The organism is Rhodoferax sp. GW821-FHT09E07, assembly GCF_059416145.1.
In genome coordinates this window covers 335,151-355,366 of sequence record NZ_JBWKOP010000002.1, presented here as the reverse complement: position 1 = coordinate 355,366, position 20,216 = coordinate 335,151, and the positions used below count along the sequence as shown (strand labels likewise).

The window sequence follows — 20,216 nt, the reverse complement described above, 5'->3', positions numbered from 1 at the left end:
ACTTATGGTTGATAAGATCGTTCCACGCAAGGTGGAGAAGCTCGTTGGTGTGAAGGGCATGAATGACATCCTGCCACCAGAGTCGGCGCGTTGGGAGTCGCTGGAAGCCACCGTGCGCGAACTCATGCTGCGCTATGCATACCGCAATATCCGCACGCCCATTCTGGAGCACACCGCGCTCTTCGTGCGTGGTATTGGTGAGGTCACGGACATCGTGGAGAAGGAGATGTATTCCTTCGAAGACCGCTCCGACAAACATGGACAGGCCGAGCATCTGAGCATGCGCCCCGAGGGTACTGCTGCGGTGGTGCGCGCTGTAGTCGAGAGCAACCTGCTTTACGACGGTGGCAAACGCCTGTTTTACATGGGGCCGATGTTTCGCCGCGAAAAGCCGCAGCGCGGGCGCTACCGTCAATTCCACCAGGTCGGCGTCGAAGCCTTGGGGTTTGGTGGTCCGGATACGGATGCTGAGGTCATCTTGTTGGCTGCATCCTTGTGGAAGGCGATCGGCCTGACAGATGTGAGGTTGGAACTCAACAGCCTGGGCCAACCGGCTGAGCGTGCCCAGCATCGTGCACAACTCATTGCCTATTTCGAGCAACATGCTGATTTGCTCGACGAGGATGCCAAGCGTCGTCTGCACAGCAATCCGCTGCGCATTCTTGATACCAAGAATCCGGCTATGCAGGACGTGGTCAGTGCTGCGCCGCGTTTGTTGGATTTTCTCGGCGCCGAGTCGCTGGCGCACTTTGAGGGACTGAAGACCATTCTGGATGCGAATGGTATTGCCTACTCTATCAACCCGCGCCTGGTTCGGGGCCTCGATTACTACAACTTGACGGTCTTTGAATTTGTTACCGACCGGCTGGGCTCGCAAGGTACTGTGTGTGCCGGTGGACGCTATGACGATTTAATCGTTCAGATAGGTGGCAAGGCAACACCGGCTGTTGGTTGGGCCTTGGGTATGGAGCGTGTGTTGGAACTGCTGAAAGAGCAGGGCAACTCTGTAGCGGTGCCAACGTTGGATGCATATGCCATCGTGTCCGAGGTTGCGGATATGCCTCAAGTGATGCGCCACTTGCAGACATTTCGCTCGTTTGGCGTTGCTGTGCAAATGCATACGTCTGGCCCTGATGGAATGGGTAGCTTCAAATCTCAGTTCAAGCGAGCGGATGCCTCGGGCGCGCGCTTCGCTCTGGTATTTGGCACTGATGAAATGCGCCAGGGGCAGGTCACCATCAAGCCCTTGCGGGACGCAGCCCAAACGCAGATTGCTCTGCCGCTTGAGCAAATCGAACAATGGGCCAAGAGCCTACAATCCCCCGCTTAATTGAAGATTGATATGGCAAACCACTTAGACCTCGAAGAACAAGAGCAGCTCGACGAGCTCAAACATTTCTGGAAACAGTATGGCAACCTGATCACCGGGATTCTGATATTGGTGCTGGGTGCTCTGGCGGCCTGGAATGGCTATCAGTATTGGCAGCAAAAGCAGGCGACCCAAGCGGCAGCGATGTTCGACGAAGTTGAAAAGGTCGTGCGCGCTGGCGATGTGGCGCAAGCCGAGCGGGCTTTTGACGACATGAAGCAGCGCTTCGGTTCTGCGGTATACACGCCGCAAGCAGGCTTGTTGGTCGCAAAAATGGCCTATCTCTCGAGCAAACCCGACGTTGCGCAAAATGTGCTGCTATGGGTGAGTGAAAGCAAGGCCGACGAAGGGTATGCCGCCATTGCCAAGTTGCGGCTGGCTGGAATGCGGCTGGAGGCTAAAGCCTTTGAAGACGCCCTGAAGTTGCTGGATGGTAGTTTCCCTGCGGAGTTTGCGCCACTGGTAGCGGATCGCAAGGGTGACGTGTTGTCTGCGCAGGGAAAAAGTGCGGAGGCGATTACCTTGTACCAGAAAGCTTACGCGGGTCTGGACGCCCAATCCGAATATCGCCGCCTGGTGCTCGTGAAGTTGAACGCATTGGGTGCTGGCGTGGGTGACGCAAGCTGATGTCGCAACCTTTCCTGACCCGTTGGATCGCTGTGCTCTTGGGCGCAGTGTGTGCATTGCTGTCTGGCTGTGCTGGCCCTGCCAAGCCGGTGCCCTCCGAGCTCGGGCCCAACGCCGCTTTGCTGGGCGTCAAGTCTGCATGGACAGCCAATGTTGGCGCCATCAATGCGCCTACTGAACTGCGGGTGGTTGGTACTACGTTGTTCCTTGCTTCGTCCAATGGTCACGTGGCCGCTCTGAACGGAGAAACCGGAGCCGTGGTGTGGCAAGCCGAGTTAGCCGCGTCGGTGGTTAGCGGAGTGGGAAGTGACGGTCACTACTCGGCGGTGGTGACAGATCAGGGTGAGTTGATCGTTTTGAATGCCGGGCAGGTCAGCTGGCGTCAACGCTTGGGCGCGACAGCTTTGACCACGCCTTTGGTCGCCGGTGAGCGCGTGTTTACGCTGTCTGCTGACCGTACGATTACGGCATTTGATGCTGCTACCGGGCGCAAGCTGTGGCAGCAACAACGCGGTTCCGATGCCTTGGTTTTGGGGCAAGCGGGAATTTTGATGCCGGTAGGCGACACCCTAGTGGTTGGCGTCGGCGGTCGTTTGGTAGGCCTGAATCCCCAATCGGGTAGCGTGCGTTGGGAAGCGCCAGTAGCGGTAAGCCGGGGCACGAACGAGGTGGAGCGTCTTGTTGATTTGTCCGCTGGGGTAAGCCGCGTGGGAAGCAGTGTTTGCGTTCGGGCCTTTCAGACGGTGGTGGGCTGTGTGGATGCATCGACAGGAAAAGTCACTTGGACCAAGCCGGCTGTCGGTAGCACGGGTTTGGGCGGTGACGAAACGGCACTCGTTGGCTCCGAAAACGACGGAAAAATCGTCGCGTGGCGACGAGCGGATGGTGAACGTCTCTGGTCGTCTGACGCCCTGCGTTGGCGGGGTCTGACTGCACCAGTGCTACTGGGCCAAAGCATTGTGGTGGGAGACAGTTTTGGCATATTGCATTTCCTGGCGCGTCAGGATGCAGCCACCCTGAATCGGGTGACCACCGATGGCTCTGCCATCATGGCCTCGCCCGCATTGGTAGGAAAGACATTGATTGCCGTAACGCAAAAAGGCGGCGTGTTTGCGTACCGCCCTGAATAAATAAAAAGGGCATTCTTCATGAAACCTGTCATTGCGCTGGTCGGTCGTCCGAACGTCGGCAAATCCACGTTGTTCAATCGGCTGACCAAGACCCGGGATGCCATCGTGGCCGATTTCGCCGGACTGACTCGCGACCGCCATTACGGCAATGGCAAGCAGGGCAAGCACGAGTACATCGTTATTGACACCGGCGGTTTCGAGCCGGATGCCAGTTCTGGTATCTACAAGGAAATGGCCAAACAAACACGCCAGGCGGTTGCCGAGGCGGATGTGGTGGTGTTCGTGGTGGACGCGAGGGGTGGGGTGTCCGCGCAAGACTATGACATTGGCAAGTACCTGCGCAAGCTGGGGAAGCCTTGCCTGGTAGTTGCCAATAAGGCCGAAGGCATGAAGGACGGCACCCAACTGTCGGAATTCTTTGAGTTGGGGTTGGGAGAGGTGTTCCCGGTTTCAGCCGCCCATGGACAAGGCATTCGATCGCTGGTCGATATGGCCCTGGCGCGCTTGGAATGGATCGTGCCTGAAGATGCTGTGGAGGAGGCTGATCCTTCCGTGATCAAACTTGCTGTGGCGGGGCGACCCAATGTGGGCAAGTCCACGTTGATCAATACCTGGCTCGGCGAAGAGCGCTTGGTAGCGTTCGATATGCCCGGAACCACGCGGGATGCGATTTCGGTTCCGTTTGAACGCAACAGCCAGCGCTTTGAATTGATCGACACAGCAGGTCTGCGTCGCAAAGGCAAGGTTTTTGAGGCGATCGAAAAATTTTCTGTGGTCAAGACCCTCCAGGCCATCGAGTCGGCCAGCGTGGTTTTGCTCTTGATCGACGCGACCCAGGGGATTACGGACCAGGATGCGCATATTGCGGGCTACATCCTTGAGTCGGGACGGGCGGTGGTGATTGCCATCAACAAATGGGATGCAGTGGACGACTACCAGCGGGAACTGGTCAAACGATCCATTGAAACCCGGCTGGGTTTTCTCAAGTTCGCAGCGATGCACATGATTTCGGCGCAGAAACGCCAGGGCCTCGGCCCGGTCTGGGACTCCATTGCACAGGCTCATCGGTCGGCCAATTGCAAAATGCCAACGCCGGTGCTGACCCGTTTACTGCTGGAGGCCGTGCAATTCCAGACACCCAAGAAAACCGGTGTCTACCGTCCAAAATTACGATATGCCCACCAGGGTGGTATGAATCCGCCCATTATCGTGATACACGGCAATTCGCTGGAGCACGTGACAGAAACCTATAAGCGCTTTCTGGAAGGGCGCTTCCGCAAGGAATTTGACTTGGTGGGCACGCCTCTCAAAATTGAGATGAAGTCTTCCAAAAACCCCTACGCCGACAAAGACGAACGTTAATTGGGTACCAAGTCACCGTGTGACCCCCGGGTTACCACGGTTGCGCACGGTACGTGCCAATGCTGTGGTATCGTCGAGTCCTCTTCATTTTTTGAACACGGAGAATATCGTGAACAACAAAGGTCAGCTGTTACAAGACCCGTTCCTCAACGCCCTGCGTCGGGAACATGTGCCGGTTTCCATTTATTTGGTCAACGGCATCAAACTCCAGGGACAAATTGAATCCTTCGACCAGTACGTCGTGTTGCTCCGCAACACGGTGACCCAGATGGTCTACAAGCACGCCATCTCCACCATCGTCCCGGGGCGTGCAGTGAATCTTGCCGCCGCCACGGCAGACGACGCTGGCGCAGCCTAATTCTGCGGGCGCCATGCCCGCAGCTGTTTGATAGGCCAGACGCCCTTTTGACCAATCGCACTGATTTGCCCGTCGCCCCGACCATTCTGGTCGGGGTGGATTTGGGCGTTCCCAATTTCGATGGTGAGCTCGAGGAGTTGGGCCTGCTAGCGCAAACGGCGGGCTTGAGCCCGGTTGCGCGCCTTACCTGCAAGCGCAGAGCCCCGGACGCTGCCCTCTTCGTGGGTTCCGGGAAAGCCGACGAAATCAAGATGCTGGCCCAGCAGCTGGGCGCCCAGGAGATTCTGTTTGACCAGTCACTAAGCCCTGGTCAGCAGCGCAATCTGGAGCGCCACATCGAGCTGCCGGTGAATGACCGCACTTTTCTGATTTTAGAAATCTTTGCTCAGCGTGCGCGTAGCCACGAAGGCAAGTTGCAAGTCGAGCTTGCACGCCTGCAGTACCTGAGCACGCGGCTGGTGCGCCGTTGGTCCCACTTGGAGCGCCAAACCGGTGGCGCCGGGGTACGTGGAGGCCCAGGTGAAAAGCAGATCGAGTTGGACCGCCGCATGATCAGCGAAACGATCAAGCGCACCAAAGAGCGCCTGACCAAGGTCAAGCGCCAGCGGCAAACCCAACGCAGGCAGCGTGAACGTCGTGACGCTTTCAATATTTCCCTGATCGGCTACACCAACGCGGGCAAATCAACCTTGTTCAACGCGCTGGTGAAGGCGCGTGCCTACGCTGCGGATCAGCTATTTGCCACCCTGGACACGACCACGCGTCAGCTGTACCTGGGTGATGCCCAGCGTTCTGTGTCGCTGTCGGATACCGTGGGCTTCATTCGGGATCTACCGCACGGATTGGTCGATGCCTTTCAGGCCACCTTGCAGGAAGCGATTGATGCTGACTTGCTACTCCACGTCGTGGACGCTTCCAACCCTAATTTCCCGGAGCAGATTGCCCAAGTACAGGCGGTGCTGGCAGAGATTGGTGCCGACCATATTCCGCAATTGTTGGTGTTCAACAAGATCGATGCCCTGGACGCGGAGCATCAGCCTTTGCGGTTGGAAGACGAGTACGAGGTGAGCGGCGTACAAACTCCGCGGGTGTTTGTCAGTGCACGGGACAACAAAGGCATGCCTTTGTTGCGCCAACGTCTGGCCCAGATGGCCGTACTGCCGGTGGAGGCAGACCTTGCGCCCGCGTATTCCCCTGATTCGTCTGGGGACGGTGATTAGTTAGGCACAATCGTCAGCAGTTGTATGCGAGACAAAACCATGAAAATTCCCACGCTTTCCCTCCTGGGGCTTCGTCGCCCGCAGTGGATGCGCCATATGTTCAACCTTAACGATTCGCGTTGGGGCAGGGGCGAGGACAAACAGCCGGAGGGGGAGGGAGCCGAGCCGCCGGCATCGCCGCCCGAAGCGAGCAAACCCCATGTGGGCACGCAACCGGGTCATCGTGGTGCGGCCCAATCGGGACCTCCCGACTTGGATGAGTTGTGGCGCGACTTCAATCGCAAGCTCAGTGGCCTCTTTGGTGGCGGCTCCAAGCCGCAAGGCACCGGCAACGGTGGCAATGGTGGCGGTTTCCAACCCGACATGAAAAGCGCTGGTATCGGCATTGGATTGATCGTTGGTGTGTTGTTGCTGATTTGGTTGGGCACCGGCTTTTTCATCGTGCAGGAAGGCCAGCAAGCGGTCATTACCCAGTTTGGCAAGTACAAGTCCACGGTCAACGCGGGTTTCAACTGGCGCCTTCCATACCCCATCGAGAAACACGAGCTGGTATTTGTGAGCCAAATCCGCTCAGTGGATGTGGGCCGCGACGTGGTGCTGAAGGCCACCGGTCTCAAAGAGTCAGCCATGCTGACTGAAGACGAAAATATCTTGGACATCAAGTTCGCGGTGCAATACCGCCTGAGCGACGCGCGTGCCTTCTTGTTTGAAAGCAAGAAGCCCGACGAGGCCGTTGTCCAGGCTGCTGAAACGGCTGTGCGTGAAGTGCTGGGCAAGATGAAGATGGATGCGGCGCTGTCGGAAGAGCGCGACCAGATTGCTCCGCGGGTGCGAGCCTTGATGCAGACCATCCTGGATCGCTACAAGGTGGGTGTGGAGATTGTGGGCATCAACTTGCAGCAGGGTGGTGTGCGTCCGCCTGAGCAAGTTCAGGCGTCCTTTGACGATGTACTCAAGGCAGGCCAGGAGCGCGAGCGCTCCAAGAACGAAGCCCAAGCCTATGCCAACGACGTCGTTCCGCGTGCAGTCGGTTCCGCCTCGCGCCTGAAGGAAGAGGCCGATGCCTACAAGGCCCGCGTGGTGGCGCAGGCGCAGGGTGATGCGCAACGCTTCCGTTCGGTGTACGCCGAATACCAGAAAGCGCCGCAGGTTACACGTGATCGCATGTACCTGGACACCATGCAACAGATCTACGGCAACGTGACCAAGGTATTGGTCGAGTCCCGCCAGGGCGGCAACATGCTGTACCTGCCGCTGGACAAGGTGCTGCAAATGAATGGAGCCCAGGCGCCCGTGGCAGATGCTGCCGCGCCAGCCAGCACGGCCACCACCACTGTACCGGCGGCGGTGACCATTTTGAACAACGATGCACGTGGCCGCGATGCGTCGCGTACCCGTGACCGCGATTCGCGCTAGGAACTGACCATGAACCGGATCGGATTTATTTTTTCGTCGTTGCTGGTGGTGTTGGCCTTGGCCAGTTCCACGTTGTTTGTGGTGGACCAACGCCAGTTTGGCGTGGTGTACGCGCTGGGCCAGATCAAGGAAGTCATTACCGAGCCTGGCCTGAACTTCAAGCTGCCGCCCCCGTTCCAGAACGTGTCCTACATCGACAAGCGTCTGTTGACGCTGGACAGCACCGATGCCGAGCCCATGCTGACGGCGGAGAAGCAGCGCGTGGTGATTGACTGGTATGTGCGCTGGCGCATTACCGAGCCCAGCGAGTACATCCGAAACGTGGGCTTGAACGAAAGCGCCGGTGCCAGCCAGCTCAACCGCGTGGTGCGCAATGCCTTCCAGGAAGAAATCAACAAGCGCACGGTGAAAGAGTTGCTGTCTCTCAAGCGCGAGGCGCTGATGGCCGATGTGAAGACCGAGGTGCTGGAAAAGGTGCGTGGTGCCAAGCCCTGGGGCGTGGACGTGGTGGATGTGCGTATCACCCGCGTGGACTATGTAGAAGCGATCACCGAATCGGTCTATCGCCGTATGGAGGCCGAGCGCAAGCGGGTGGCCAATGAGCTGCGCTCTACCGGTGCCGCCGAAGGCGAAAAAATCCGCGCGGATGCGGACCGCCAGCGCGAAGTGACGATTGCTAACGCTTACCGTGATGCCCAAAAAATCAAGGGTGAGGGTGATGCAGAAGCGGCGCGTATTTACGCCGAAGCATTTGGCAAGGACCCGCAGTTTGCCCAGTTCTACCGCAGCCTGGATGCCTACAAGGCCAGCTTCGCCAACAAGAGTGATGTCATGGTGCTGGACCCTAGTTCTTCGGAATTCTTCAAGGTATTCCGCAACGGTGGCAACGGTACTGCCGCCGCCAAGAAGTAAACCTTGAGCGCCGATACCCTGTGGGTGGCGCTGGCCTTGGTGTTGGTGATTGAAGGCTTGTTCCCCTTCATCTCCCCCACAGGGTGGCGCCGCATGTTTGCGCAGCTGCTGCAGCTGCAGGATGGGCAGATCCGATTCTTCGGTTTGCTCAGCATCTTGGCGGGCTTGATCACGATTTGGTGGCTCGTGCCCTGAAAACCGGGTCCCAAGCCCGGTAAAATCGCTGTTTTAACAGCCCCCTCCAATTCCATGTCTGCTTGGGTCCTGCCGGATCACATTGCCGATGTGCTGCCGTCTGAAGCGCGCCACATCGAAGAAATACGTCGAGACCTGCTGGACATGGCACGCTGCTATGGCTACGAGCTGGTTATGCCCCCCATGCTGGAACACCTGGAGTCCCTGTTGTCGGGCACGGGTGAGGCTCTGGACCTGCAAACCTTCAAGCTGGTGGACCAGCTCTCAGGCCGAACCATGGGGTTGCGCGCTGACAGCACACCGCAGGCTGCCCGCATCGATGCCCATTTGCTGAACCGCCAGGGGGTTACTCGCCTGTGTTACTGCGGCCCGGTGTTGCACACCCGTCCCGCGGTGCCACATGCGACCCGTGAACCCTTGCAGTTTGGCGCCGAAATCTATGGTCACTCGGGCCTGGAAGCCGATCTTGAAATCCTCACCCTGGCCCTGGACGCCCTCAAGACGGCCCAAGTGGGCACGCTGACGGTTGACATGGCCGATGCACGTATCGTGGTGGCCTTGCTGACCCAGAGTGGTCTGGACACAGCGCAGCAGGCGCTGGTGCATGCGGCGCTGGCAGCCAAGGACAGCAGCGAATTGACGTTACTCGTGAAGCATTGCCCCCCGGCGATCGCACAAGGGCTTCTGGCTTTGGTCGACCTGTATGGCGATGCCCAAGTGCTGGATCATGCCCGCAAGGTCTTGCCGCCTTTGCCTGCCATCCATGAGGCGTTGGACCATTTGAAGTGGCTGGCTCGTCATTTGGAAGGTGTTCGCGTGTCGTTTGACCTGGCGGACTTGCGCGGCTACGCCTATTACACCGGTGTGCGGTTTTCTGTCTACGCGGCGGGTGCCAGCGATGCCCTGGCACGCGGAGGCCGCTACGACGAAGTGGGCTCAGTGTTTGGCCGCAAGCGCCCGGCCGTGGGGTTCAGCCTGGACGTGAAAGTGTTGGTTGGTGCTGCGGCCGTGCGCCCCCTGCGGGCGGCCATCCGCGCGCCTTGGGGTGAGGCGGCGGCGTTGCGTACTGCCATCGCCCAGCTGCGCCAGCAGGGTGAAACGGTGGTGTGTGTACTGCCGGGGCACGAGAGTGAAGTCGATGAGTTTCAGTGCGACCGCGAATTGGTGCAAGCCGCCGGTCAGTGGGTCGTAACAGCAATCTAGAGCAAAGCGAAATGAATACAACCAAAGGTCGAAATGTAGTGGTCGTGGGCACCCAGTGGGGCGACGAGGGCAAGGGCAAACTGGTCGATTGGCTCACTGAAAGCGCGCAGGGCGTGGTGCGCTTCCAGGGCGGCCACAACGCGGGCCACACCTTGGTCATCAACGGCGTGAAGACCGCCCTGCACCTGATTCCCAGCGGCATCATGCGTCCCGGCGTCAAGTGCTACATCGGTAACGGTGTGGTGCTGTCCGCCGCCAAGTTGTTTGAAGAAATTGAAGGCCTGGAAAAAGTGGGGGTGGAGCTTCGTTCGCGCCTGCGCATCAGCGAGGCCTGCCCTCTGATCCTGCCGTTCCACGCCGCGCTGGACGTGGCGCGCGAAGCCTTCCGTGAAAAGGGCGGCACCGCCAAGATCGGCACCACCGGTCGTGGCATTGGCCCCGCCTACGAAGACAAGATTGCCCGCCGCGCACTGCGCGTGCAGGACCTGAAATACCCCGAGCGTTTTGCCGCCAAGCTGCGCGAACTGCTGGACCTGCACAACCATGTGCTGACCAGTTACCTGGGCTCTGCCGCATTTGATTTCGGTCCCATGCTGGCGCCTTACATGAAGGACGGCCAGGTGCAGTTCGAGCCGGTATACGCCGAAGCCATGCGCCACGCCGAACTGCTCAAGCCCATGATGGCTGACGTCTCGCGCGAACTCAACGATGCGCACGAACACGGCGCCAACCTGCTGTTCGAAGGCGCGCAGGGAACGCTGCTGGACGTGGACCATGGCACCTACCCCTATGTCACCTCCAGCAACTGCGTGGCCGGCAACGCCGCTGCCGGTGCTGGCGTGGGCCCGGGCATGCTGCACTACATCCTGGGCATCACCAAGGCCTACTGCACCCGCGTGGGCGGCGGCCCGTTCCCCACCGAGCTGGACTGGGAAGTGGAGGGCACACCCGGTTACCACATGAGCACCGTGGGTGCCGAGAAGGGCGTGACCACCGGCCGCTCGCGCCGCTGCGGCTGGTTTGACGCGGCGTTGCTCAAGCGCTCGGCCCAGGTGAACGGTCTGTCCGGCCTGTGCATCACTAAGCTGGACGTGCTGGACGGTCTCAAGGAGTTGTTGCTGTGCACCGGCTACGAGCTGGACGGCGAAGTGGTGGACATCCTCCCCATGGGCGCTGACGACATTGCGCGCTGCAAGCCGATTTACGAAACCATGGAAGGCTGGAGCGACAGCACCGTGGGCGTGACCCAGTACGACAAGCTGCCCGTGGCTGCGCGCCTGTACCTGCAGCGCATCGAGCAAGTCACGGGCGTGCCCATTCACATGGTGTCCACCAGTCCGGACCGGGACCACACCATCATGATGAAGCACCCCTACCTGGCCGAGTGATTGCCTGGTTTGAAGCTAATTAGCCCTCTAGCCCCCGTAAATATTGCGCAAGCAGCTACTAATTTAGGAGCACTCTGATGTTGACAGAAGACGGCAAGCACCTGTATGTGAGCTACGACGAGTACCACAACCTGATTGAAAAACTGGCGATCAAGATCTTCCAGTCAGGTTGGGAGTTCGACACCATCCTGTGCCTGGCCCGCGGTGGCATGCGCCCCGGTGACATCCTCTCGCGCGTGTTCGACAAGCCCTTGGCCATCATGTCCACCAGTTCCTACCGCGCCGAGGCCGGCACGCAGCAGGGCAACCTGGACATCGCCCGCTTCATCACCACCCCCAAGGGTGAGATTGCCGGCCGCGTGCTGCTGGTGGACGACCTGGCAGACTCTGGCCACACGCTCAATGCCGTGATCCACCAGCTCAAGAACAATTACAAGCCCATCAGCGAGCTGCGCAGCGCGGTGATCTGGACCAAGGCCCTGAGCACCTTCACGCCCGATTACTCGGTGGAATTCCTGCCTACCAACCCCTGGATCCACCAGCCGTTTGAAGGCTATGACTCTCTGCGCCCGCAGCAGCTGATCCAGAAATGGTCGGTGTGATCCTGCCCCCACGCACCGCCGCTGCGCGGGTCGCTGCCCCCCTGGGGGGCTAACCCGCCTTGGGGGCGGCCCGGCGGCGGGTTGTTGCTTCTCTGATCCGATATGACACATCCCACCACCGGTCTCATTCACCACCCCTACGTTCCGCCGGAAGGCTTTGAGGCGCCGCAACCCGGTGTCTTCAAGGCGTCTACCGTGTTCTTTCCCTCGGTGGCTGCCATGCGCAGCTTCGAGTGGAAGGACAAAAGCGCGTACACCTACGGCCTGCACGGCACGCCCACCAGTTATGCACTGGAAGAGCGCCTGGCCACGCTGGAAGGCGGTACGCAATGCCTGCTGGTCCCCAGTGGACTGGCTGCACTCGGGCTGGTCGCTTTGTCGTTGCTCAAAAGTGGCGATGAAGTGTTGTTGCCGGATAACGCCTATGGGCCCAACAAGTCCCTGGTCGAGGGCGAACTCATGGGCTGGGGCATTACCCACCAGTACTACAACCCCATGGATCCCGAGGACCTGGAGGCGCAAATCTCCAGCCGTACCAAGCTGGTCTGGCTGGAAGCCGCGGGTTCGGTCTCGCTGGAATTTCCCAACCTGGTGGAAATGGTCCGCATCTGCCAACGCCGCCGGGTGCTGACGGCGCTGGACAACACCTGGGGTGCGGGTCTGGCCTTTTGTCCGTTTGACCTGGTGCCTGGCGCCAGCCCGACGGTGGGGGTAGACGTGTCGGCCCATGCGCTGACCAAGTACCCCAGCGGTGGCGGTGATGTGCTCATGGGCAGTGTCATCACGCGGGATGCCGCCCTGCACCTCAAGCTCAAGCTCACCCATATGCGCTTTGGCATTGGCGTGGGCATGAACGATGTGGAGCTGGTGCTGCGTTCCCTGCCCAGCATCGCGCTGCGCTACCGTGCGCACGATGTGGCCACGCGCGCCCTGGCCGCGTGGGCCCAGACCCAGCCCGAGTTTGTGCAGGTGCTGCACCCGGCGCTGGAAGAGTCCCCGGGCCATGCGCACTGGAAGGCCCTGTGCGGCGGGGCCGATGGCACGGCGGCGGGGCTGTTCAGTGTGATTCTGGACAGGCGCTTCACCCAGGCGCAGACGGATGCGTTTTGCGACGCACTCAAGCTGTTCCGCGTGGGGTACAGCTGGGGCGGCCCGATCAGCCTGGTGGTGCCCTACGAGCTGGAAACCATGCGCTCGGGATGGCCTGCCCATTTGCTGCCGGGTACCCTGGTGCGGTTTTCCATTGGTCTGGAAGACGTCGCGGATTTGCAGGCAGACATTGCCCAGGCTCTGCAGGTCCTGCGCTGAAGCTTGCGCGTCAACCGCGCGTTTTCCTCAGTAGGCAAAGCCCCACGGTCTGGGTAGGCTGTGGGCACTATGCAGACCTCTTCGCCCGAACCCGAGCCATATTTCCCGCCGCCATCCACGGCACCGCGCAAGACCATTGTCCATTTGAACGGGCTGCAGCCTTTGGTGTGGTTGCGCAAGGGTGCCGCCGACTTGCTGGCCCATCCTGGCATCGCGATGTTTTATGGCGTTGCGTTTTGCCTCATGGCGGTGGTACTGACGGCCGTGTTCCAGTCCAAACCGGAGTACACCCTGTCGATCGCCTCGGGCTGTCTGCTGCTGGGGCCATTTCTCGCCATGGGGCTGTACGAGGTCAGCCGCCGCCGTGAGCTGGGCCTGGTGCCCGAGCTGGGGGCCTCGGTGACTTGCTGGGACAGTCACTTGGGCAGCATGGGGTTGTTGGTGCTGGTACTGATCGTGCTGGAATTGTTGTGGGGCAGGGCGTCGCTGGTGGTGTTCGCGGTGTTTTTCAACACGGGTATGCCGTCGACCACGGGGGTCGTTCAGGCCGTTTTCAATCCGGGCAACTGGGAGTTTGTGGTGGCCTACGCCCTGGTGGGCGGTGGCTTTGCCGTGCTGGTATTTGCCACGGCGGTGGTGTCCATTCCCATGATTCTGGACCGTGACACCGATGCCATCTCGGCCGCCATTACCAGCCTTGAGGTGGTGTTTCACAACACGGCGGTCATGCTGCTCTGGGGCGTTTTGCTCACGGCGCTGGTCGTTCTGGCCATGCTACTGCCCTGGAGTCTGGGCTTGCTGGTGGTGGGCCCCTGGTTGGGGCATGCCAGCTGGCATGCCTACCGTGGCGCAGTGCAATGGCCTTCGCAAGAAGACGCGATGAAGGGCGCCGCTGAGGGCTAACAATTCACGGGGTAAACGGCAGGTGCAGGCCAGCGACTGGGCACCAAGGTGGTAAAGTGCTCCCAACAAACTGAAAGCACAACTTGGCAACACCCAATTACGGTTACGAAAAGCGTCAGAAAGAACTGGCCAAGCGCAAGAAAAAAGAAGAAAAACTCAAAAGCAAGGCTGAACGCAAACTCACGGGCGATGCCCCTGAGAATGACGAAACCGATGCGGAGCCCGGCACACCTGCTGATACAGGCTCCGCTGGTGACGCGGCTTGAGCGGCCAGTTGCTCTAGCCCGCCTTCCATTCCCCCAGCCACAATTTGCTAGGGCGCCAGGAGCGCCCGCGCCAGCTCGCGCATTGCCTCTATGGACCGGTTGGGGGCATTGAGACTGCGCGCCACGCCGAAATGGCGGAAGTTGTTCTGCATGGATTTCAGGTAGCTCGGGTCGTAGTGCTGGGTCAGCAGGTCTTGCACGACAGGGCGGAAGTCGCCCGCCAGCACCAGGTCTTTCCAGCCCTGCACCACGACCTTGCCTCGGAATTCCGCCATCACATCCAGACGCTGGCAAAAGTATTCGGTGTCCTGCACCAGATGGCTGTAGTCTTCCAGCAGCAGCGCGATGCGCTCCTCTGTGGGCAGGCTGAGCTGCAGGCACGGGCTGGCATGCATGCGCTCCACCAGGGCCTTGGGCAGGGTGAGGTTGCCAATCTTTTTGCTCTCGCTCTCCACATATACGGGGCGGGTCGCGTCAAATTTGCGCAGCGTGTCCCATACCAGCGTGTCAAAGCGCTTTTGCGTGGGCTGGGGCAGGCCGGGCACCGCGCCCAGCAGCGAGCTGCGGTGGTTGGCCAGGCCTTCCAGGTCCAGCACCTGAGCGCCTTCGGCGACCAGCGCATGCAGAAGCCGGGTTTTGCCACAGCCGGTGGTGCCACATACCACCTCAAATTGCAGGCGCTGGGCCTGCAGGGGGATGTCCTCCAGCATGGCGGCGCGAAAAGCCTTGTAGCCGCCTTCCACCAGCGTGACCTTGAAGCCAATCTGGTCCAGCACCAGGCTCAATGAGCCGCTGCGCTGGCCGCCGCGCCAGCAATAGGCCAGCGGGGCCCAATGCTTTGGCTTGTCCAGGGCATGGGCCTCGATGTTGCTGGCGATATTGCGGGCGGCGGCTATCCCTCCCAGCTTGCGTGCCTCAAACGGGCTGACCTGCTTGTACAGGGTGCCAATGGTGACGCGCTCATCGTCATGCAGCGTGGGCCAGTTTTGCGCTGTGGGAAGGTGGTCAAGCGCGTACTCGCCTTCGCTGCGCGCGTCGATCACCGCATCAAACTGGTCCAGTTGTGCCAGGGCCTGGGCGGCAGCCATCAGTTTCAAGCTCATAGAGGCTTAGCGCAGCAGCGCGCGCACGGCGGGCCACATGGTGTTGAGGATGGTGGGATGGGCTTCTTCCTTGGGGTGGATGCGGTCGGCCTGGAACAACTGCGCCGCATTGGGCGCATCGGCCACCCCCTTGAGCAGAAATGGCACCAGCGCCGCTTTGTTGGCCTTGGCCACCGTGGCAAACGTGTCGCTGAAACGCTTGGTGTAGTCCTGTCCGTAGTTGGGGGGCACCTGCATGCCGGCCAGCAGCACCTTGGCGCCGGCGGCCTGGGCGGCTTGTGTCATGGCTTGCAGGTTGTCCTGCGTCATGGCCAGGGGCAGGCCACGCAGCGCGTCGTTGCCGCCCAGTTCGATCACCACCACGGTGGGCTGGTGTTGGGCCAGCAAGGCGGGCAGGCGTGAGCGACCGCCCGAGGTGGTGTCGCCGCTAATGCTGGCGTTGACGACCTTGGCATTGACCTTGTCCTGGACCAGACGCTGTTCCATCAGGGCCACCCAGCCCGTGCCACGCTTGAGGCCGTACTCGGCACTCAATGAATCGCCCACCACCACGATGGTGACGGGTTTGGCGGCGGCAGCCTGGGCGGGCAGGGGAGAAGCCCCTGCGAATCCCGCCAAAATAAGCAGCGCGCTACAGTGTCGTCGAACTACAGAGAGTCCCATGTCAGATCCCATCATTTCGGTTGACCATGTTTTCAAGGCGGTGACCGATTCCACCGGCACGCTGGAGATCCTGCGCGACATTGATTTTGCACTCAAAGCCCGCGAGACCGCGGCCATCGTTGGAGCATCCGGGTCGGGCAAGAGCACATTGCTCTCCATCATCGCCGGGCTGGACACTCCCACCCGCGGCACCGTGCGCCTGGCCGGCCACGATTTGTTCACTATTGACGAAGATGCCCGGGCCGCGCTGCGGGCGCGCCAAGTGGGTTTTGTGTTCCAGAGCTTTCAGTTGCTAGGCAACCTAACGGCGCTGGAAAACGTGATGCTTCCCCTCGAATTGGACGGCCGCAAGGATGCCCGCGCCGCTGCCACAGAGATGCTGGCGCGTGTGGGTCTGGCCCAGCGGTTGAATGCCTACCCCAAGGTGCTCAGCGGGGGCGAGCAGCAGCGCGTGGCGCTGGCGCGCGCCTTTGTGGTGAAGCCCGCCGTGCTGCTGGCCGACGAGCCCACAGGCAGCCTGGACTTTGCCACCGGCGAAAAGATCATGGAACTGATGTTTGACCTGAACCGGGAGCAGGGCACGACGCTGGTGCTGGTGACACACGACCGCGCCATTGCCGCGCGCTGCGACCGTCGCATCACCATTGAGGCCGGCAAGGTGTTGGCTGAGCTACCAGCCTGAGTTTTCAAGAGAAATAGGCCGCTAGCCCCCGCCAACAGTGCGCAAGCAGCTATGGAAACCGTAGCACCCTAGTACATCAGCCGCTCGGGGTGGATCTCCTGCAGGATGGTGGTGGAGATCTCTTCGATGGACTTGGTGGTGGTGGACAGCCAGCGGATGCCCGTGCGCCGCATCATGGCCTCGGCCTCGCTCACCTCCATGCGGCAGTTTTCAATGGACGCGTATTTGGAGTTGGGCCGGCGCTCGTTGCGGATTTCGGAGAGGCGCTCCGGCTGAATCGTCAAACCGAAGATCTTGGCCTTGTGGGGTACCAGGGCCGGGGGCAACTGCCGGCGCTCGAAGTCTTCGGGGATCAGCGGGTAGTTCGACGCCTTCAAGCCGTACTGCATGGCCAGGTAGAGCGACGTGGGTGTCTTGCCGCTGCGGCTCACGCCCACCAGGATCACGTCGCTTTGCTCCAGGTCGCGGTTACTCTGGCCGTCGTCGTGCGCCAGCGAGAAGTTGATCGCCTCGATGCGGTCCTGGTATTCCTTGCTCTTGCTCGCGTCGCTGAAGCGGCCAATGCGGTGGTTGGACTTGATCTGCAGCTCGTTTTCCAGCGGGTGCACAAACATGCCGAACATGTCCAGCAGCATGCCCTGGCAGCCTTCCTGAATGACTTTGAGTATCTCCATGTTCACCAGCGTGGTGAACACAATGGGTTTGTTGCCATCCACCACCCCGGTATGGTTGATCTGCCGCACCGCCTGGTGGGCCTTGTCGGCCGTGTCCACAAAGGGCAGTCGCACGTGGCGAGCCTTCATCTCAAACTGCGCCAGGATGGCGTTGCCGAAGGTCTCGGCGGTGATGCCGGTGCCGTCGGAAATGAAAAATACGGTGCGTTGGGGCATGGTGCTGGGGTCCTGGGTGTCAGTGATCTGCAAGCGCGCCCGGACTCTGCGTAGTCTTACCTACCGTCCACGCCACCTACAATCACCACAATTTAGCGCATTTGGTAACCGCTTCGTAATTCCATAACAGCAACAACAGAAAACGAACGGTTCTGCGCGAGCGGCAGGCGGGTGACATCTCCCCGCGGGGCCCTGTAAAGGTTTTAACTTCTGGAGCATCCTATGTCTAAACTTTTCAACCCGACCGACCTGGTCGTCCCCTTCGAGCTGCTGCGCATGGCCGATGTGGAATCTGTGGGGGGCAAGAACGCCTCCCTGGGGGAGATGATTTCGCAACTTCCCCAGGGCGTGAAAGTGCCCACGGGCTTTGCCACCACGGCCCATGCCTTCCGTCAGTTCCTGGCCCACGCCGGCTTGGCCGACAAGATCAGCGCCAAACTCAAGAATCTGGACACCGAGGATGTGCGCGCCCTGGCGCAGGTGGGTGCTGAAATCCGCGCCATGGTCGAGGCCCAGCCTTTCCCTGCCGACCTGGAAAAAGCCATCCGCGAGGCTTTTGCCACGCTGTCCGCGGGCAACGCCCAGGCCAGCTTTGCGGTGCGTTCGTCGGCCACGGCCGAAGATTTGCCCGACGCCTCCTTTGCAGGCCAGCAGGAAACCTTCCTCAATGTGGTGGGCATCGAAGATGTGCTGCACAAGATGAAGGAGGTTTTTGCCAGCCTCTACAACGACCGCGCCATCAGCTACCGCGTGCACAAGGGCTTTGCCCACGACGTGGTGGCCCTGTCTGCCGGCGTGCAACGCATGGTGCGCTCCGACCTGGGCGCGGCCGGTGTGATGTTCACCATCGACACCGAATCGGGTTTTGACCAAGTGGTGTTCATCACCAGCAGCTATGGCCTGGGTGAAACCGTGGTGCAGGGCGCTGTGAACCCCGACGAATTCTATGTGCACAAGCCCATGCTCAAGGCCGGCAAGCGCGCGCTGATCCGCCGCAACCTAGGCTCCAAGCTGCTGCAAATGGTGTTCACCTCGCCCGAGGAAAAGGCTGCAGGCGGCAAGTTGGTGAAGACTACCGATGTGCCCACGGAGCTGCGCAACCGCTACTCGCTGACGGACGCCGACGTCGAGCAACTGGCCAAGTACGCCTTGGTGATCGAAGAGCATTACGGTCGCCCCATGGACATCGAATGGGGCAAAGACGGTGTAGACGGCCAGCTGTACATCCTGCAGGCGCGCCCTGAAACGGTGAAGAGCCAGGCCGGCAACCAGGCCGAGTACCGCTACAAGCTCAAGGGCAAAGGTGCGGTGCTGGTAGAAGGCCGCGCGATTGGACAGAAGATCGGTACCGGCCCGGTGCGTATCGTGCACAACATCAACGAGATGGACACTGTGCAGGCCGGGGACATCCTGGTGACCGACATGACCGATCCCAACTGGGAGCCTGTGATGAAGCGCGCCAGCGCCATCGTCACCAACCGCGGTGGTCGCACCTGCCACGCCGCCATCATCGCGCGCGAGCTCGGTATCCCGGCTGTGGTGGGCTGTGGCAATGCCACCGACTTGCTGAAAGACGGCATGCTGGTGACCGTAAGTTGCGCCGAGGGCGATACCGGCTTCATCTATGACGGCCTGCTGGAGACCGAAGTGTCCGAGGTCCAGCGCGGCGAGATGCCCGAGATCCCGGTCAAGATCATGATGAACGTGGGCAACCCCCAGCTGGCGTTTGACTTCTGCCAACTGCCCAACCAGGGCGTGGGCCTGGCGCGGCTGGAGTTCATCATCAACAACAACATTGGTGTGCACCCCAAGGCCATCCTGGACTATCCCAATGTCGACGCGGACCTCAAGAAGGCTGTGGAGTCGGTGGCCCGCGGCCATGCCTCGCCCCGGGCCTTCTATGTGGACCGTGTGGCCGAAGGTGTGGCCACCATCGCCGCGGCCTTCTGGCCCAAGCCCGTCATCGTGCGCCTGTCCGACTTCAAGAGCAACGAGTACCGCAAGCTCATCGGTGGCAGCCGCTACGAGCCTGAGGAAGAGAACCCCATGCTGGGCTTCCGCGGTGCCGTGCGTTACACCAGCACCGAGTTTGGCGAAGCCTTTGCCATGGAGTGCGAGGCCTTGAAGCGTGTGCGCAACGACATGGGCCTCACCAATGTGCAGGTCATGGTGCCCTTTGTGCGCACCTTGGGCCAGGCCCAGAAGGTCACCGAGTTGCTGGGCCGCCACGGCCTGCGCCGCGGTGAGAACGAGCTCAAGCTGGTGATGATGTGCGAGATCCCGAGCAACGCCATCCTGGCAGACCAGTTTCTGGAGTACTTCGATGGCTTCTCCATTGGCTCCAACGACCTGACCCAGCTCACACTGGGCCTGGATCGCGATTCCGGCCTGGAGCTGCTGGCGGCCGACTTTGACGAGCGTGACCCTGCGGTGAAGGCGCTGATCAGCCTGGCGATTGATGCTTGCAAGCGCCAGGGCAAGTACATCGGCATCTGCGGCCAGGGCCCCAGCGACCACCCTGATTTCGCGCAGTGGCTGGAACAGCAAGGCATTTCGTCCATCTCGCTGAACCCGGACTCCGTCGTCGCCACCTGGCAGCAGCTCGCGGGTTGATGGCCT

General features: G+C 60.7%; 20 protein-coding genes. 17 read left to right on the top strand and 3 right to left on the bottom strand.

The genetic code is table 11. The features are described 5' to 3' along the window. Positions 1-4: 4 nt before the first annotated feature. The 15 genes from hisS to AC07OE_RS04805 all read left to right on the top strand — a co-directional run bounded on the left by hisS (position 5) and on the right by AC07OE_RS04805 (position 14,259). Positions 5-1,330, top strand: coding sequence for a histidine--tRNA ligase (gene hisS, locus AC07OE_RS04875; protein WP_495069607.1), 1,326 nt, complete (start codon positions 5-7; stop codon positions 1,328-1,330). A gap of 12 nt (positions 1,331-1,342) precedes the next feature. Next, complete coding sequence (locus AC07OE_RS04870) at positions 1,343-1,996, top strand: YfgM family protein (protein WP_495069606.1); 654 nt, start codon at positions 1,343-1,345, stop codon at positions 1,994-1,996. Continuing rightward, entirely contained in the window at positions 1,996-3,126 is a 1,131-nt protein-coding gene (gene bamB, locus AC07OE_RS04865) for an outer membrane protein assembly factor BamB (RefSeq protein WP_495069435.1), read from the top strand. Before AC07OE_RS04870 ends, bamB begins: the two co-directional genes overlap by 1 nt. A gap of 18 nt (positions 3,127-3,144) precedes the next feature. Next, positions 3,145-4,488 (top strand): ribosome biogenesis GTPase Der, encoded by a 1,344-nt coding sequence (gene der / locus AC07OE_RS04860; protein ID WP_495069434.1) that lies wholly within the window; start codon positions 3,145-3,147, stop codon positions 4,486-4,488. 109 nt (positions 4,489-4,597) lie between these two features. Continuing rightward, positions 4,598-4,846, top strand: coding sequence for an RNA chaperone Hfq (hfq, locus tag AC07OE_RS04855; RefSeq protein WP_409034242.1), 249 nt, complete (start codon positions 4,598-4,600; stop codon positions 4,844-4,846). Positions 4,847-4,893: 47 nt separating this feature from the next. Beyond that, entirely contained in the window at positions 4,894-6,066 is a 1,173-nt protein-coding gene (gene hflX / locus AC07OE_RS04850) for a GTPase HflX (protein ID WP_495069433.1), read from the top strand. 39 nt (positions 6,067-6,105) lie between these two features. Next, positions 6,106-7,482, top strand: coding sequence for an FtsH protease activity modulator HflK (hflK, locus tag AC07OE_RS04845; protein WP_495069432.1), 1,377 nt, complete (start codon positions 6,106-6,108; stop codon positions 7,480-7,482). A gap of 9 nt (positions 7,483-7,491) precedes the next feature. After that, entirely contained in the window at positions 7,492-8,394 is a 903-nt protein-coding gene (gene hflC / locus AC07OE_RS04840) for a protease modulator HflC (RefSeq protein WP_495069431.1), read from the top strand. 3 nt (positions 8,395-8,397) lie between these two features. Then, the gene (locus tag AC07OE_RS04835) at positions 8,398-8,589 is read left to right on the top strand and encodes a DUF2065 domain-containing protein (protein WP_495069430.1); all 192 of its coding nucleotides are present in this window, start codon (positions 8,398-8,400) and stop codon (positions 8,587-8,589) included. Between the two features lie 54 nt (positions 8,590-8,643). Continuing rightward, the gene (locus tag AC07OE_RS04830; RefSeq protein WP_495069429.1) at positions 8,644-9,792 is read left to right on the top strand and encodes an ATP phosphoribosyltransferase regulatory subunit; all 1,149 of its coding nucleotides are present in this window, start codon (positions 8,644-8,646) and stop codon (positions 9,790-9,792) included. A gap of 11 nt (positions 9,793-9,803) precedes the next feature. Beyond that, on the top strand, positions 9,804-11,180 hold the full coding sequence (locus AC07OE_RS04825; RefSeq protein ID WP_495069428.1) for an adenylosuccinate synthase: 1,377 nt from the start codon (positions 9,804-9,806) through the stop codon (positions 11,178-11,180). Positions 11,181-11,257: 77 nt separating this feature from the next. Then, positions 11,258-11,782: a phosphoribosyltransferase gene (locus AC07OE_RS04820; RefSeq protein WP_310339551.1), complete on the top strand. Its 525-nt coding sequence runs from the start codon at positions 11,258-11,260 to the stop codon at positions 11,780-11,782. Between the two features lie 102 nt (positions 11,783-11,884). Beyond that, positions 11,885-13,090: a PLP-dependent transferase gene (locus AC07OE_RS04815; RefSeq protein WP_495069427.1), complete on the top strand. Its 1,206-nt coding sequence runs from the start codon at positions 11,885-11,887 to the stop codon at positions 13,088-13,090. A gap of 69 nt (positions 13,091-13,159) precedes the next feature. After that, the gene (locus tag AC07OE_RS04810) at positions 13,160-13,993 is read left to right on the top strand and encodes a DUF2189 domain-containing protein (RefSeq protein WP_495069426.1); all 834 of its coding nucleotides are present in this window, start codon (positions 13,160-13,162) and stop codon (positions 13,991-13,993) included. An 83-nt stretch (positions 13,994-14,076) separates the two neighbouring features. Next, entirely contained in the window at positions 14,077-14,259 is a 183-nt protein-coding gene (locus AC07OE_RS04805) for a hypothetical protein (RefSeq protein WP_495069425.1), read from the top strand. Between the two features lie 47 nt (positions 14,260-14,306). Here AC07OE_RS04805 and mnmH read toward each other — a convergent pair whose 3' ends face one another. Together mnmH and AC07OE_RS04795 are read right to left on the bottom strand one after the other, a co-directional pair. Next, entirely contained in the window at positions 14,307-15,362 is a 1,056-nt protein-coding gene (gene mnmH, locus AC07OE_RS04800; RefSeq protein WP_495069424.1) for a tRNA 2-selenouridine(34) synthase MnmH, read from the bottom strand. Between the two features lie 6 nt (positions 15,363-15,368). Then, positions 15,369-16,025 (bottom strand): arylesterase, encoded by a 657-nt coding sequence (locus AC07OE_RS04795; protein ID WP_495069423.1) that lies wholly within the window; start codon positions 16,023-16,025, stop codon positions 15,369-15,371. On the opposite strand from AC07OE_RS04795, the gene AC07OE_RS04790 reads away from it, so the two are divergent. Continuing rightward, positions 16,024-16,707, top strand: a complete 684-nt coding sequence (locus AC07OE_RS04790) for an ABC transporter ATP-binding protein (protein WP_495069422.1) — start codon at positions 16,024-16,026, stop codon at positions 16,705-16,707. The genes AC07OE_RS04795 and AC07OE_RS04790 overlap by 2 nt on opposite strands. A gap of 68 nt (positions 16,708-16,775) precedes the next feature. Here the strand turns inward: AC07OE_RS04790 and ppsR are convergent, their stop codons facing one another. After that, complete coding sequence (gene ppsR / locus AC07OE_RS04785) at positions 16,776-17,597, bottom strand: posphoenolpyruvate synthetase regulatory kinase/phosphorylase PpsR (protein ID WP_495069421.1); 822 nt, start codon at positions 17,595-17,597, stop codon at positions 16,776-16,778. A gap of 222 nt (positions 17,598-17,819) precedes the next feature. Between ppsR and ppsA the strand changes: the two genes are divergently transcribed. After that, entirely contained in the window at positions 17,820-20,210 is a 2,391-nt protein-coding gene (ppsA, locus tag AC07OE_RS04780; RefSeq protein WP_495069420.1) for a phosphoenolpyruvate synthase, read from the top strand. The last annotated feature ends 6 nt before the right edge of the window (positions 20,211-20,216 follow it).